This window comes from Paenibacillus allorhizoplanae (assembly GCF_927798215.1).
Taxonomy (GTDB): domain Bacteria; phylum Bacillota; class Bacilli; order Paenibacillales; family NBRC-103111; genus Paenibacillus_E; species Paenibacillus_E allorhizoplanae.
Window position 1 is genome coordinate 117,531 of the sequence record NZ_CAKMMW010000004.1, and the last position, 14,880, is coordinate 132,410.

A 14,880-nucleotide genomic window follows, 5' to 3' on the forward strand; every position below is an offset into this window, starting at 1 on the left:
AAATGTAATTCTCTTCTCTACGCAAGCTCCAACGTAACCCCTATACTCACCTGCTCTCCCACCTCAGCCGCAGATAGATCAATTAAGTAGACAAGTTCTGTCCCGCCCTCGTGATTCTCATGTTTCACGGATTGAATCGAAGCCTTCAGCACTTTCGCATCATATCGAATCAATTGCTGTTGCTTACCCAAACCAAGCTCCAACCGAATTTCACCTTCCTTCACGATTACTGGCTTATGCTGTGTAACGAAACGTTCCGTTACTGAAGCGCCTGACTCACGGAACTCAAAAGAATCCAAGATCGTCAGCTTGCCTTGCAATTTATCAAATTCGAAGTTTCGCTCAAGCCTCTCAAGTAGTGGCACGTCATAGGCTTGACTGAGCTCAAGACTGAACTTGTCACTCGCATCCGTACATTCCGCAACAAGTACCTGCGCACGATGCTGGATACCCGCTTCCTGGTGTTTACCATTGATGATTGGCACGCTATGACCCGACGAACTGTTACAAAGGATCGAGTATCGCTCCTCACCAAAATATTGTTTGGTGTATAAGCCCGCTCCCAAATCTTCCAACCATCTGACCCCATCCACGATCCATAGGAAATGTCCGATGTCATTGTGATTATGGGGCTCATCATTATGCCCCCCTTTGGCTGCAAAGCTAACGAGCTTGTTGCCCACCTTCGCCCGGCTCACCATCCATTGTGCTTCTGGCAAGAAATCCGTTTGCAACGGCATTTCTTCACGTTCACGAAGCAAAGCTTCATTCAACCACACCACGTTCCGTACGGCACTAGCGAAGCGACCACAATGGTCAATCGTCACTGGCTGATTGTCCAATGTTGGAATCCGAATCTCGGCAAACTGTTCGCACAAGCGGCTGAAGATGCCAATTTGAATGCCATTGTTCCGTGAGCAGTCAGAGAAATTAGCAATATGGTTGCCCTGCAGGAAGCAGGTTTGTGGGAATTGAGCAACTCTGCGAGCTTTGGCACTCGATTGGAGAATATCCACTTTGCCGCCTGTACGCTGCTTTAGAAGTTCACTAAAGTAGACGTAATAGCCGAAGCCATAATACCAGTAACCCAATCCTTCCAAGCAGGCCCCTTCTTCTGAAAACCCCTCAAGAAAGCAATCCATCGATTCGAGTACTCGCGCAATGACAGGCATCAGCGTTTTCGAATCCTGAATAAGGTAAATGGCCGTCATACCGATATTCCCCGCACAAACAGCGGACCAATTGATATCGCACGTTTCCCACCAATAAGCTCTCTTGAGTGTCACATAAGGCTCGAGAACCCGCGCCATAATCTCGCGTTGAACCCTTCTTACCACAAGACCATTTAACTGAGCTTGGAACAAATGGCAAGTCTCACTCAACGCATGGGACGTTTCTGAAGCAAATAAATCAATATGTTGGTATTCTTCTCCCTCTGCGGCAGCATCATGATTCATCAGATGAGCTGGCAGACACCATGTATATTCATCACAAATAGCCCAAATTGTATCTTCTAAAGCGGGCAGATAAGGTTCAACGCCATCCTTTAGCGCCGCCACGACCAATGCCGCTAACCGTCGACGACGATCGAAATAGAGTGCTTCGAATTCGATGCGCGTTCCCTTTGAACGATACAAATCCCACTCTCTAAAGGGTAATGCTGCAATCGGCTTGCTCTGGAACTCCTTAACTAATGGTGAAATCTCGTTATAGACAGTAGTAAGTAATGGACTCTCCGTATGCCTTATTGGTGTTGTAGACACCTGTAAAGCTTCGTGGAATAAACGGCCATGATTGCTTTCAGCTTCTAGCAACGCTTCTAATAGATATCGACTATTCATCGTTCTGCCTCCCTATGCGTATACGATTTCGTTTACCTTTAAATATACCCGCAAACGATTTCAACAAACTAGTCATTATCTTTACCTCTATACGTCAAAAATTGACCTCTTCGCTAATATGAAAAAAGCCTCTCGCAACAAGCGGAAGCTTTCATCAACCAACCCTATTAATTACTCTGCTGCCCCGACTGCCTTCAGCCATGCATTGGCAATTAAAGCATGTCCAGCAGGCGTCGGATGCACGCCATCATGCGCCCAGAAAGCGCTGTCAGCTTGTGTTGACGCTTGTGCAAATAATCCATCTAAACATAATAAACGCGCACCGAATTCTCTTGCTAATTCACGCACAGCGGTAATCTTCGGATCCAAATCTTCTCTCCATAGCTTACGATCTTCTGGTACAGGTAGTACAAAAGGCTCGATAAGAAGCAACTTTGCTCCTGTGCTTGCGGTTTGATCCAAGAGTTGACGGTATCCCTCTTTAAAAGCCTCCGTTGAAGTCCCTTCATTACGATCATATCTGCGCCATGTATCATTGATACCAATATAAATCGAAACGAGATTTGGTTTCAAGTCCAAACAATCTTCTTGCCACCGTCCCTGAAGATCAGGCACACGATTGCCAGAAATCCCGCGGTTTAAGAATTTAACTTGTTTCTCTGGATATTTCGCTGAAAACTGAGCAGCTGTCATAAGTGCGTAGCCTTTGCCTAAATCATTACCATTCTCACGAATGCGTCCTGCATCCGTAATACTATCCCCTTGAAATAGTACGATATCTCCTTGCTCTAACCATACTGCCATTCGAACGAATCCTCCTTTGATTTACCACTTCTGTTTCTATTAACAAACATATAATTTCCTCACAAATTATACCATGTCCGAGGGAGCGAGTGTACAACCAATATCAACGAAAGATGTGATGCATTTTACGTAAAATCCATGGACGATGTTGCTTTGTTTACTAATTTCAGGGATATAGCATGAGCATTCTGCTCACAAATCATCCTGTTTTGGTGATGGCCAAACAAGATGCTTGGCAATCTATGTTATGTGTGACATTCATTGGTGGGTTCATCACCTCGCTACTATCTTGCCTTTGGTGAATTTCTTCATTCAAGAACAAAAAAACCGAGTTGCACACCCACAAGTGTGAACTCGGTCAACCTAATTATGCGATGGTTCGGAGAAACAGAAACTGATAATAGGTATTCAAAAGTTCATCCAGCTCGATAGAAAGTTCCAATACCGTTTCAGACAATAGGCCGTATGTTTGACTAGCAAGATTCAGTTCATTGCGTAATGCCTCAATCTTCTCTTCCAACTCATAACGATGTCCCATATTGATCCCTCCGATTTCGAAATTCCTATTGTGGATAACTCACACGTTTTGTTACCTTTATCATAATTGAATATTGTTAAGAAACTATTAGCAAATTACACGAAATTACGAATTTTTACAGAAAATTGTTAAATTCTTACCACTTGACCTGCTGGAATTTCTAACGGTTCGCCTTCAACACTGAGCCACACCGTGATAGCCGAAGGATTATGGATGATTCGGCAATTGGCAGAGAACCGCAGGTTGTCAAGCGCTTTCATATAGGCCACAATTTCAGCATTGGTTGCATACCAAATGTCGGATTTACCTTTTACTTTCTCACCAAATTGCTCAAGGATCTCCCAGTTGTTGTCGTTCTCAAACTCATAGCTGTGTCCCCATACATAGAATAACGCCATGCGTGAATGTCTTTGTTCTAACTGCACGAACGTATCAGCAAGCTCAAGCATGTTCTTATGGTGACACGAAGGATGCCACTGCAAGAAATCTTCCGGCATTTGGAAGCTGCCGTGGCTAGCAACCGTCCGCGCATACTCAATACCTAATGTTGGAAGCGCCTGGATGACACGTTCTGAGTAAGTTCCAAAGGGGTAGCTCATGCCACGCACAGGATAGCCAACTAAAGATTCCAATGCTTCGCGATCTTGCGAGAGTTCACGAACAATTTGATCCATTGGTGACTGCTCTAAAAAAGGATGATCAATGGTATGCGCAGATACCTCATGACCTTCGAACAAGGAAGCTACCTCGGATGCCTCAATATAGCCTTCTTTCCCCAAGAAACTACTGTTCAAATGAAAGGTTCCCTTGATCCCATACTCATTCAATATACGCACTAGTCTGCGATCATGTTCCCTCCCATCATCGTAACTTAACGTTAAAGCTTTGGTGACACCTTGTGGAAACCGATTCAATCGAATGCGCATTGTAAACCCTCCCAAAATAAGTCTATTACATTCTTTCAATGTATCAGAAACTTAACTGGTGGGCTATCTTTTCCTTACTCGGCTAACCAATCTGAGAGATTCGCTTTCACAAAAGCATCATCATTCAAATGTGGATAGTCCTTGTACATGCGGTCGATTTCTTCCGTTTGTCCTGGGGACAATTCTTCATGCGGATTCAAACACCATGTTCCCTTCATCAAGCCTTGTCGACGGAGCACTTCATGAATACCTGGAATACACCCAGCGAAGCCATTGGCGGGATCGAAGAATGCTGCGTTCGCTTCGGTTACTTCGATATTACGGGTAAGCCATTCCGATGCGAGTGTAGGATTCATTCTTATTCCCTTGATTTCGTCTAACAGTTCAACTGCTTTCTGCGTCCAAACTGCCCAATGTCCAAGTAAACCGCCTACAATTCTTTTCTCTATGTTCTTACCCTCAACTTGGAAATTATAAACAGTTAAAAGATCAGTAATAATGTTATCATCATTCCCTGTGTAGAGGGCAATCTCATCGCGGCGCTCCGAGTAACAGACAGCACGCACGACATCAATCGTTTGATAGCGATTGAAAGGGGCCATTTTGATCGCGATAATGCCTGGAATGTTCGCGAATTGCTTCCAAAAGTCGAAGCTGTATACCTTACCTCCAACAGATGGCTGAAGATAGAAGCCAATGACAGGCATTTTCTCGGCAATACGAGCTGTACGTTCCAAGATTTGTGCTTCTGTCCAACCAATCAAGCCTCCCATGGATAATAAGGCAGCATCATAGCCCAATGAGATCGCGATATCTGTCTCTTGCTCCGCTTGTTCAGTAGGGCCACAGATGCCTGCAACCTTAATAAATGGTCGAGTGAGTCCTGCACGATCCACTTCTTCAGCAGCCATTCGAAGCACTTTTTCGTACAAATTATATTTCGGATCTCGAATTTCAAACTGTGTGGAATGTACACCAACTGCAATACCACCAGAACCCGAATCTATATAGTAACGTGTCAATGCTCGTTGACTTTGTTCATCGAGTTGACGGTCCGCGGTTAAAGCAAGCGGATGTGCAGGAATGACGAGCCCCTCATGCAACGCTATGCGTTGTTCATTACTTAATTCCCTACGTTGCGTCATCGTTAGAATTTCCCCTCTCGCTCTTGGAAATGAGTAGGTTTATTAATCATATTGCCCCCATGATCGATCCACTCCGCAACCCAATCCAGCATCTGGAGAAGTGATACACGCGGGTATCCAAATAGCTGCATACTCTTCGCCGCGTTACTAAGCAACGCTGTTTCCGACTCTTGACCTTTGAAGATTGGTTCAATCCCAAGCCTTTGCCCCAGCTGCTGTGCCGCATATTTCACAGATATGGTCTCTGGTCCCGTCACATTCAAGAAATTAGCTGGACTCTGTGTCGCCAACAAGGAGCGAAGCGCAATTTCATTCGCATCCCCTTGCCAAATACAATTGAAATGCCCCATGGAAAGATCGATGGCGCGCCCTTCCTTCAAGGACTTCGCAATTTCCAATAGAACGCCATAACGCAAATCAATAGCGTAATTCAAACGATAGATTAAGACTGGCGTTCCATTCTTGTGACTATAATGCTCGAACATCCGCTCGCGGCCAAGACAAGACTGTCCGTATTCCCCAATTGGAGCTGGACTAATGGCTTCATGAGCCCCGCCATACGTAACCGGTGTGAATGGATATACATTTCCTGTTGAGAATACGACGATACGGGACTTGCTATATTTCTCAGCTACACGACCTGGCAGGTAGGCATTCATCACCCAAGTGAAATGCTCTTTACCCGTAGTCCCAAACTTCGTGCCAGCCATGTAAATCACATTAGGAACGTCTGGCAATGCCTGAAGAGCTTCATCATTTAACAAGTCGCAGGCAATTGTTTCTACCCCAAAGGATTGCAGTTCTTCCTGCAAGCCACTTTCGGAGAATCTCGAAACACCATACACCTTTTTATCAACACCTGCTGCCCGAATGGCATTCATCGCTAACCTAGCTAGACTCGGCCCCATTTTCCCACCGACACCCAGAAGCATAATATCTCCCTCTAATTCCTGCATAAACTGGATTAAAGCTGGTGATGGTGCTGACATGACTTTATCCAAATCTTCTAATGTTCTCATTCTCGTAATCTCCTCACATCATGATCTATATTTAAGCTTCCTGACTGTAGTATACGGACTCTCAAACATAAAAGACAAATCTTTATGTTGTCTTTAAATAAAAAGAAGAAACCGCTCCATGTGGCTGAAGCCTGCGCTGGAACGGTTTATCTTCTTGAGCTTAGACTCTGCTGGGATCAGCCGCCAAATTCTCCAGAAAGTGAAGTCGGAACGTTTGTTTCGGTCTTCCTTTCGGCACCTTCACATAGCCAACACTCGAAATCAAGTTGTGATCCATCCATTGCAGCAGGAGCCGATGCGTACTTCTGACAGTTACCCCAAGGATACTCGCTAACTCATGCACTTCGTAATCCAGCTTGCTTGTCCGTGCTACAGTCGTCATAAGCCGACTCAAATACGTCGATGTCATCCCGGCATCTTCTGCACTCTTCAGCAGCTCAGGATCTGTCATCGACAAATCCCTGCTTAGTGGGTCAGCCATCTCCAGAGGACCAATTAACGTTTTGTCCTCCCGCACGATGAAGCAGGTATTGCCTCCCGCTTCTTTGCATCTGCGCAGCGCAAGGCGAGCATGGGTACCCGCTTCATTCGCACTGCGACCGAAGCCGATACCCATGCTAAGAGAGAGACCCAGTGATTTCCAAACTTCCCGTGCGAGCGGAACCGATTTATAGCCAACCGTCTCGCGTTCGAAAATCCCCCGTGTCGTAAAAAACAAATACTCATCAGCGCCCAGATGTGTTAAGTAACCATCTAACGACTCCACATAGTCGATCAGTTTTCTGTGCACTTCCAGCTTGAAGCGTTGAATATCATGCTCTGTACTTTGTTGCTGCAGTTTTTTGCCGAATTCATCTACATTGATCATGCCAACTAGGATCTGCGCTTCTTTGCTGCGCCGTGTTTCCGTTGAGAGGAGCGCACGTTCCAAGGCCACCGTTATGTTCTGATCGGTCGGTGTAATCCACTCACACGGAATCCCCTGCTTGTTAAGCGCGTCAGCGACCTGAATATCTGTGGTAAGCGCTGCTTTCGTTGCTCCTCTAAGGAAAGCCTCCTCATGGAATTGCGTCATCGTTTCCACTTGCGGGTACGGTACGCCATCATAGATCAGGAAGCTCGATGGGGGTTCACCAATCTCTTTGACATGCCTACTTAACGTTGAGGATGTAAAAGAATCAATACTAAAAATTGCATTCACCGCATGAAGCTGCGGCTTACTGCGCAGCCGATACAACGCACTAAACAGCCCGGTGTCAGTCAACGGGATCATATGCACAGGCAAATGGGTAAGAACGTTCTCTTTGACTCGTCGATAGAGTGTCGGGCCTGTAACTAGCAGCACTTCCACTTCTAACAGCAGTTGCTCGGCAATCTCCGACGCCGTTTCTGCCATGCATGCGCGTGCCATAGGCTCGAAGGATGGAAATGACGTCGCAATCACACTCAATACTTTATTCACCAGAGCCTCTGGCCCTAATATCCCAATGGCAATTCGATTCGGAATATCCATGTGTGACGGCTCCTTTGCATCATCAATATGATCAAGTATACCCCTGTTCATGAATAAAAGACAAATCGTTATTGTGTCTTTAAATCGGACTAATGCAAGAAGCCCGGCCGTTAAAAACACCGGCCGAGCTTCATATATGGCTTCTAGCTTAATTCCGCAAGCAGCGGCATCCCCGCCTGTGCACCAAAGCGCGTCACCGACAACGAGGCCGCCTTAACAGCAATCGTCGCTGCTTCAAGCACTTCTTCACCTTGAGCTAATGCGACAGTGAAAGCTGCATTACACGCATCCCCTGCACCCGTCGTATCCACAACTTGGACGAGGGGTGCTGGAATCGTGGTTAGGCTACCCGCTACCAGCATAGCTACGCCCTTCTCACCTCGTGTGAGCAACAACCGAGGTCCCGTCATTTCCCATTGTTGCATGCCCCCAAGCAGCTCGCTCTCATTAGCATAAGTAGCTCCGCTGAGCAGCTCAAATTCCGTTTCATTCGGTGTGATGAAGTCAACGAGCTGCAGCAACTCAGCAGGCAGTTTGACCGCTGGTGCCGGATTGAGCACGGTGCGAACGCCTGCTTCACGCGCAATCTCCAGCGCTGCCTGCACAGCAGGCAGCGGAATCTCGAGCTGCACCAGCAAAGCATCCGCTTCTTGAATGAGCTGAGCATGCTGATGTACTTGCTCGGGCGTTACTTTGCCGTTTGCTCCTGACACAATGACGATGCAATTGTCATCGAAGGTATGTAAGATGGTAGCCGTACCCGTGGAACAATCATCCCTGCGAACAATGGCCTCTGTGTGAATGCCATGAGCGGTCATTTGGGCTAGCAACACATCCCCGAAACCATCTTGGCCCACCGCGCCAATCATGGCAACTTGTGCACCGAGTTTCGCACATCCGACAGCTTGATTAGCCCCCTTACCTCCAGGGATGGTATGCAGGTCATCTCCCTGTAAAGTTTCGCCAATCTTAGGCATTCGGCTCATGGACACGACTAAATCCATATTCAGGCTGCCTACAACAGCTATGCGTACTGACTTCATACAGGTTAGACTCCTTTTTCTTTCAAAATATATATGAAGGGTAAATACAAGGTGTCATTACAGGTTCTATCCAGTGGACAGGAATTCCTTTTTTGCCGAGCAAGGCCCCTATCATTGAACCCACGGTAGCCCGATTTCAGCCTTGTACCATCAAAACCTAGATGGAGCCGTGCAGCTTCTGGAAAAAATCTCGAAATACACGATTACGATCAATATAATGAACATATCGAATGAGATGTCGTGATTGATCTTGGCTCCATCTAACCTCATCGGATACGATCGGACTTGATAGAAGTACACTCGGTGTGTTTCGTTCATCCACCAGATAGGCAATCGTTGAAATATCCCAAATTACACGAGAGTAAGCGAAATGATCAGGATGAACTTGTCGGAAAGTCTCGTATAAATACTCACCAATCACACCGGATTCCTTCACAAAGTCTTTTATCTCGGATAACGTTGTTTGTAAATGCGAGGCAACGCCCATACATGGAATTAATACGAGTGGCACACCGCTATTCAAAATAATTCGCACCGCAGGAATATCTTGCTCCAAGTTAAATTCCCGCGTATGCTGCCAGTGGAGTGCATGCCCTCCCAACCAAACGACAACGATGTTCTCGATGATACGAGGTTCCATTAGAATGGCGGAAGCCACATTCGTTATGGCGCCAATGGCGACAACGTACAAGGGATCCTCCGGCGAGGAAGCCATTGCACGTTCTACCAAATTGCGGGCTGCATCGCTCTCCACCGGTGTTTCCGGACCTGGTAGGTACGTCTCAGACCCTTTGTATATAGGAATATCCGTACGCCCCATCAGATTTAGAATTTTGTGCAGCTCGTGATAACTCTTCTCCATGCCATCTTTCGGCCCAGTCGACAGCTCATTAAAGAAAGGTGCTGCATAGAAGGCTTCCACTTGAAGTCTCTCTGGCGATTGCAAGGCATACACAACAGCGAACTGGTCATCAATTTCATTAAATGTATCCGTATCCAACACCATTCTTATCTTGCCGGTTCTTGCATTCAAGCGTTCCATACGTTGCGTTTCCGTTATTATAGGATATTCCATAGGACAACTCCTCACATTTTATATTATGAATTGGCTTACATATTTACTCAACAAAAGAGAATATAGAGATATTCTACCTAAATCCGTGGTATATTTTTATCATAGATCGGCTTATTTTTTATACGATTCGGCTATCTATGGAATTTTTCATGTGGAAGGATCATCTGCGATGAATGGACATTTGGATTTTCTTTTTCGAACAACAAGACCTCAAAATGGGATGATTCATCCTCATAGACACCAGTGCTATGAATTGGTTTATTATATACAAGGAAGTGGCTCGACTCGAGTTGGAGAGTACACTCACCATTTTCACGATGACACTTTCACGTTAATTAAGCCTCATACTCTGCATGACGAGAAACATGCGACTGACAGCGAAGTTCTATTTGTAGGATTTCAAGCTAAGCTTGGCAAATATCCCCTTCGAGAAGGTTTATATCTCGACCAATCGGAAGGAGCGATTCTTGCCTTGCTGCAAAGAATGATCATTGAAATGCAGAATAAACGCTCTTTCTATACGGCTAAGCTGAATCATCTTGTTGGCGAATTAATTATTGAACTCCTCCGTTATGATGAATTCACTACCTCCGAACCGTCTGTTGATAAGGTCATATATGCCAAAAACTACATCGATGAGAATGTCAGTCAAAAAATCAGCGTTGACCTATTAGCAGATTTGGTTGGCTACAGTTATGATCGATTCCGCCATCTATTCAAAGAACAATATGGTCTTTCACCTATGCAATACGTGATGTCCAAGCGCTTCGAACTGGCCAAACGACTGTTGAAACAAACGGATCTCGCCATATCCGCCATTTCTAATGAGAGTGGTTTCTCCAACGATACACAGTTCTGCTCGCTTTTTAAAAAAGCGACAGGACTCTCTCCTCGCCAATATCGCAAGCAACAATGAAAACTTGAAGGAGCTGCATGAACCCATCAACAAAAAAAGACAACCCGCAGGCTGTCTCTTTCTCTCACTAAGCGATATTGGCTTATCATACATGTTATCTACGAAATCGGCTATAGCAGCTCATCCACCATGCGATTCGTTAACGCACCTAATTTTTCAATTTCAATCGTAACCACGTCGCCATGTTTCAAATAAACACGTTGATCTACCGGCTTACCAAGCACAACACCCTCAGGCGTTCCTGTCAAAATAATATCACCAGGCGACAACGTCATATGCTGGGAAATATAGCTGACGATTTCATCACAGTGGAAAATCATATCCGATGTATGCGAACTCTGTCTTGTCTCTCCATTTACCGTGCAAGTAATCGTTAACTGATTCGGATCACCGACTTCATCCGCCGTAACCAGATACGGGCCCAGTGGACTGAATTTATCACAGGATTTCCCCAGCAGCCATTGTTGTGTACGCATTTGCAAATCACGCGCCGATAAATCATTCACATTGCAATATCCAAACACATGGCTTAATGCCTGCTCCTTGGACACATATTTCGCCTGTTTTCCAATGACGATAACAAGCTCAGCTTCATAATCAACCTGACTTGTGACACGATTCGGAAGCGGAATATCATCGCCAGGTGAGGCAATCGTATTATTGAACTTATTAAACAAAATCGGATACTGAGGAATTGCCGCATTCGTTTCTTCGGCGTGCTTACGATAGTTCAAGCCAACGCAGATGATTTTACCTGGATTGGTAACGCACGGACCATAACTGACTTGAGATTCATCCAGAAGGTAAGCAGTTCCCGCTGTTGCCCCTTCAAGGACTCTTGCAATATAACGTTCAAGCTGAGGAATCACAGCTTCAGAGTTCGCAATGACTGACATGACATCCGTTGGAATTCCTTCCTCAGGGAACGCTTTCAATGCCTCTGTTATATCGAATACGTTGTTGTCTAACTTCACACCAAGATGAATATTTCCGGAATGATCAATTGTGACTAATTTCAAAGTTAACATCCTCTCTTTTTAAATAACTGGAAGTTCGGTCCTTTATTTACGCATTCTTACCGAATACAACGCCACCATCAACATACAAGGGAGAGCCCATCATGAATTTGGAATCATCGGATGCTAGGAATAAGGCAGCCTGCGCTACATCCTCTGGCGTTCCGAGTTCATTGCTAAGTTGTCTACTTTTCAGAGCGGCAATGGCAGCCTCAGGATCATCATAAGAGGTTTTCAAATAATTCTCAACAAAAGGTGTTAAAATCGTTCCAGGCAACAGGGCATTTACCCGAATTTGGTAGGGGGCATAATCGACCTGCATCGATTTCGTCAACGCCAGTACAGCACCTTTGGTAGCTGCATAGGAAGCACGTCTTGCTAACCCGATCTCCGCAATACAGGAGGACATGTTAATAATGGACCCACTGCGCTTTTCCATCATATGGGGAATTACATATTTGGACGGCAAGAAAACGCCGCGAATATTCACACGAATGACACGATCCCACTGGTCTGGCTCCAGCTCATGCAGGGCACCAACACCGCTAATTCCTGCATTATTAAATAGCACATCAATTCGTCCACACGCTTCGATTGCTCGGTCTACCATCGTTTTGACGGAATCTGGATCCGTTACATCGGCTTGCAAGAAGAGCGCTTCTCCACCGTTAGCTTGAATTTCGGAGACTGTTTCCTCACCTTTGACCGCATCCAAATCATTGACGATCACGTGTGCTCCTTCTTTTCCAAAAAGAAGCGCTGTGCTTCTCCCGATACCTGATCCAGCACCTGTAATCAGAATTACTTTATTCAGTAATCTCACTTGGCTCCACCTCTTAGTTTATTATAGTAAACTTAGTTTATAAAATACCATAAACTAAGTCTATCATCAGCTATCTTTCGCGTCAACGCAAAATAAACCAGATACAACCCGATACCCGCGGGTGTTAACTGGTTTACCTGAAACTTCGTCTTGGTGGCTACAGCGGTACGGTTGCCGATAACGCCTGTGTGAGGATCTGAATCTCTTCCTTGGCTAGCTCTTGTTTCTGCGTCCATTGATGTACGGGCATCGAGCAACTTACAGCCGCTATCCACTTACCGTTACGATCAACAACCGGCATGGCCAAGCAGCAGAAGCCGAGCACGATCTCCTCTTGATCCACTGCAAAGCCTTGCTTTCTTATCATGCGAAGCTGTTCCAGCAGTTCTTCTCCGCTTTGAACAGTCTTCGGGGTAAAAGCATGATAGCTGCCTTCTTCGTACAAGGCAAGCACCTGTGCATCCTCCAAAGCAGAGAGCAATACTTTTCCCATCGCCGTCGCGTAAGCAAGCAAACGCATGCCAGGCTCAGAGATGAGACGAACTTGCGCTGGTGCCTCTTTTTTGGCCAAATACACAAGCTCACCTTTCTCCAATCTAGCCAACTGAAAGGTTTCGCCGAGTCGCTCCACGGAACGAGTAGCTTTCTCCTCAAATAATTTCACTAGCGACATGCCAGCGAAATATGCGTTGCCAATGACACCGAAAAAGGAGCCGAGCACATAGGTATCCCCTTTTTCTCTTATGACCCAATTCAACGTCTCCATCGTATGTAAAAGCGAAAACATCGTGCTCTTATTAATCCCCGTTGCAATGCTCAAGTCCATCAACCTTAGCCTAGAGGGCTGTTCCGCAACTAACTGGAGAACATCCTGTGCTCTTTCCAGTGCTGGGACCCAATATTTTCTTTCCATGCGCATACCTCACTTAAACTTGACTGTCCATATCCGCTACAAGAGATTGAATTACAGGAATTTGACCGTATCGCCTAGTCGAATTTGACCTGTTTGAACGACAGAAGCATAGACACCAAACTGCAGGTCAAAGCCTTCGTTTACTTGTTTGAGTACCGAAGGATCCTTATCCAGCGTATCCGGATCTATCGTGATCATCATGCATCGATCACAGAAGCTGTCTACCTGCAATTGTACTTCTCCTATAGCAATCTGTCGACCTATCCATTCTCCTTCGGAGCAGGCATGTTCATCTAACGCGACTACGAAATTGCCACGGAACCGTCGTTGATCCAAGTCCTTGCCGTGCAAACTCTCGAGTTTTCTTAAGCTAGCATCTGTAATAAGAAGAATGCTGGCACCATCAACGGAGAGCAGCTGTGGATGCTCTGGATGCTGCTCTTTTAATCGCGACATGGTTAGGGGAATCTTCGTTTGGGTTTGCATCTCTTTCAATAACGCGTCATCCCAGCCGAATGTTCGCCCATCAGCAGCTGTTATATGGATATCTCCATTGAGATAACTTGCTTGATAGGTCAACATGTTAGGCATATTTCGTGCCGTAACATATCGCCACCAGCCCGATTTGGATTCATCATAAAAGGCCCCAAACCGATCTCCTAGCATCCCATAGGCTTCAATTTGGCATGATGTCAACCGCTCACCTGCGAATGACTTAATAGGATACCTATTAATTTCACTTATTTTACCAATGGTTACTTGCACAGGTTGTTCCTCCATCACTCTTAAATTCCGCGCACGCAACCATTTTATCATTTCGTACTCCGCAGAGCTAGGTGATGCCTGTCGCACGCGAAACTCAAGTAAGTAGTGAGCTTCATATGTATAGAAATACTCGCATTACCCCCTCAACATTTGCAAATCATCAACAAATTGCCGTCTGGATCTTTAAAATTAAACCAATGTCCATGTTCGATACCTGTGACTATCTCAACATTGCTATCTGTCATGAATTGGTAAGCCTTCTGTATATCGTCTGTGTTAAAATGGAATGCTGGATTCTTATAAGTAGCATCCACATGATATATTTTACTGTCCAAGACAAGATTTGACCCATTATTATCCAATGGTATACAACAAAGATGGTCAGCGATAATATTAAATGTAGGTTCCAGTCCAAGAATGCCGCAATACCATTCTCTTGCGTCTCTAATGTTACTCACAGGAATAAATATGCCTCCGACTTTACTTAAAATAACGCTCACATTTTTCACACTCCCTAATTATTAACAAATTAATTTTTAAGAC

General features: G+C 45.4%; 15 protein-coding genes. 1 reads left to right on the plus strand and 14 read right to left on the minus strand.

Annotation, left to right across the window (positions count from 1 at the left end; genetic code table 11):
* Positions 1-17 precede the first annotated feature (17 nt).
* The 9 genes from L6I86_RS09335 to L6I86_RS09375 all read right to left on the minus strand — a co-directional run bounded on the left by L6I86_RS09335 (position 18) and on the right by L6I86_RS09375 (position 9,904).
* Positions 18-1,841, minus strand: coding sequence for a heparinase II/III family protein (locus L6I86_RS09335; protein ID WP_236286534.1), 1,824 nt, complete (start codon positions 1,839-1,841; stop codon positions 18-20).
* A 171-nt stretch (positions 1,842-2,012) separates the two neighbouring features.
* Entirely contained in the window at positions 2,013-2,645 is a 633-nt protein-coding gene (locus L6I86_RS09340; protein ID WP_236286536.1) for an SGNH/GDSL hydrolase family protein, read from the minus strand.
* A 367-nt stretch (positions 2,646-3,012) separates the two neighbouring features.
* Complete coding sequence (locus L6I86_RS09345) at positions 3,013-3,183, minus strand: aspartyl-phosphate phosphatase Spo0E family protein (RefSeq protein WP_082595432.1); 171 nt, start codon at positions 3,181-3,183, stop codon at positions 3,013-3,015.
* Between the two features lie 128 nt (positions 3,184-3,311).
* A complete protein-coding gene (locus tag L6I86_RS09350; protein ID WP_236286538.1) occupies positions 3,312-4,109 on the minus strand; it encodes a polysaccharide deacetylase family protein in 798 nt (265 codons plus the stop codon).
* 74 nt (positions 4,110-4,183) lie between these two features.
* A complete protein-coding gene (locus L6I86_RS09355; RefSeq protein WP_236286540.1) occupies positions 4,184-5,254 on the minus strand; it encodes a dihydrodipicolinate synthase family protein in 1,071 nt (356 codons plus the stop codon).
* A 2-nt stretch (positions 5,255-5,256) separates the two neighbouring features.
* Positions 5,257-6,273: an NAD-dependent epimerase/dehydratase family protein gene (locus L6I86_RS09360; protein WP_236286542.1), complete on the minus strand. Its 1,017-nt coding sequence runs from the start codon at positions 6,271-6,273 to the stop codon at positions 5,257-5,259.
* Positions 6,274-6,433: 160 nt separating this feature from the next.
* Positions 6,434-7,786 carry a hypothetical protein gene (locus L6I86_RS09365; protein ID WP_236286545.1) on the minus strand — a complete coding sequence of 451 codons (1,353 nt, stop codon included), beginning with the start codon at positions 7,784-7,786 and terminating at the stop codon, positions 6,434-6,436.
* Positions 7,787-7,929: 143 nt separating this feature from the next.
* Positions 7,930-8,829 (minus strand): ribokinase, encoded by a 900-nt coding sequence (rbsK, locus tag L6I86_RS09370; RefSeq protein ID WP_236286547.1) that lies wholly within the window; start codon positions 8,827-8,829, stop codon positions 7,930-7,932.
* A gap of 157 nt (positions 8,830-8,986) precedes the next feature.
* On the minus strand, positions 8,987-9,904 hold the full coding sequence (locus L6I86_RS09375) for a nucleoside hydrolase (RefSeq protein ID WP_236286549.1): 918 nt from the start codon (positions 9,902-9,904) through the stop codon (positions 8,987-8,989).
* Positions 9,905-10,073: 169 nt separating this feature from the next.
* Between L6I86_RS09375 and L6I86_RS09380 the strand changes: the two genes are divergently transcribed.
* The gene (locus tag L6I86_RS09380; protein ID WP_338113375.1) at positions 10,074-10,820 is read left to right on the plus strand and encodes a helix-turn-helix domain-containing protein; all 747 of its coding nucleotides are present in this window, start codon (positions 10,074-10,076) and stop codon (positions 10,818-10,820) included.
* 110 nt (positions 10,821-10,930) lie between these two features.
* Here L6I86_RS09380 and L6I86_RS09385 read toward each other — a convergent pair whose 3' ends face one another.
* The 5 genes from L6I86_RS09385 to L6I86_RS09405 all read right to left on the minus strand — a co-directional run bounded on the left by L6I86_RS09385 (position 10,931) and on the right by L6I86_RS09405 (position 14,837).
* Positions 10,931-11,839 carry a fumarylacetoacetate hydrolase family protein gene (locus tag L6I86_RS09385; protein ID WP_236286553.1) on the minus strand — a complete coding sequence of 303 codons (909 nt, stop codon included), beginning with the start codon at positions 11,837-11,839 and terminating at the stop codon, positions 10,931-10,933.
* Between the two features lie 46 nt (positions 11,840-11,885).
* Positions 11,886-12,659 (minus strand): SDR family NAD(P)-dependent oxidoreductase, encoded by a 774-nt coding sequence (locus tag L6I86_RS09390; RefSeq protein ID WP_236286556.1) that lies wholly within the window; start codon positions 12,657-12,659, stop codon positions 11,886-11,888.
* Positions 12,660-12,816: 157 nt separating this feature from the next.
* Positions 12,817-13,572 (minus strand): IclR family transcriptional regulator, encoded by a 756-nt coding sequence (locus tag L6I86_RS09395; protein WP_236286558.1) that lies wholly within the window; start codon positions 13,570-13,572, stop codon positions 12,817-12,819.
* Between the two features lie 51 nt (positions 13,573-13,623).
* Positions 13,624-14,388: an MOSC domain-containing protein gene (locus tag L6I86_RS09400; RefSeq protein WP_236286560.1), complete on the minus strand. Its 765-nt coding sequence runs from the start codon at positions 14,386-14,388 to the stop codon at positions 13,624-13,626.
* 92 nt (positions 14,389-14,480) lie between these two features.
* A complete protein-coding gene (locus L6I86_RS09405; RefSeq protein ID WP_236286562.1) occupies positions 14,481-14,837 on the minus strand; it encodes a VOC family protein in 357 nt (118 codons plus the stop codon).
* Positions 14,838-14,880 lie beyond the last annotated feature (43 nt).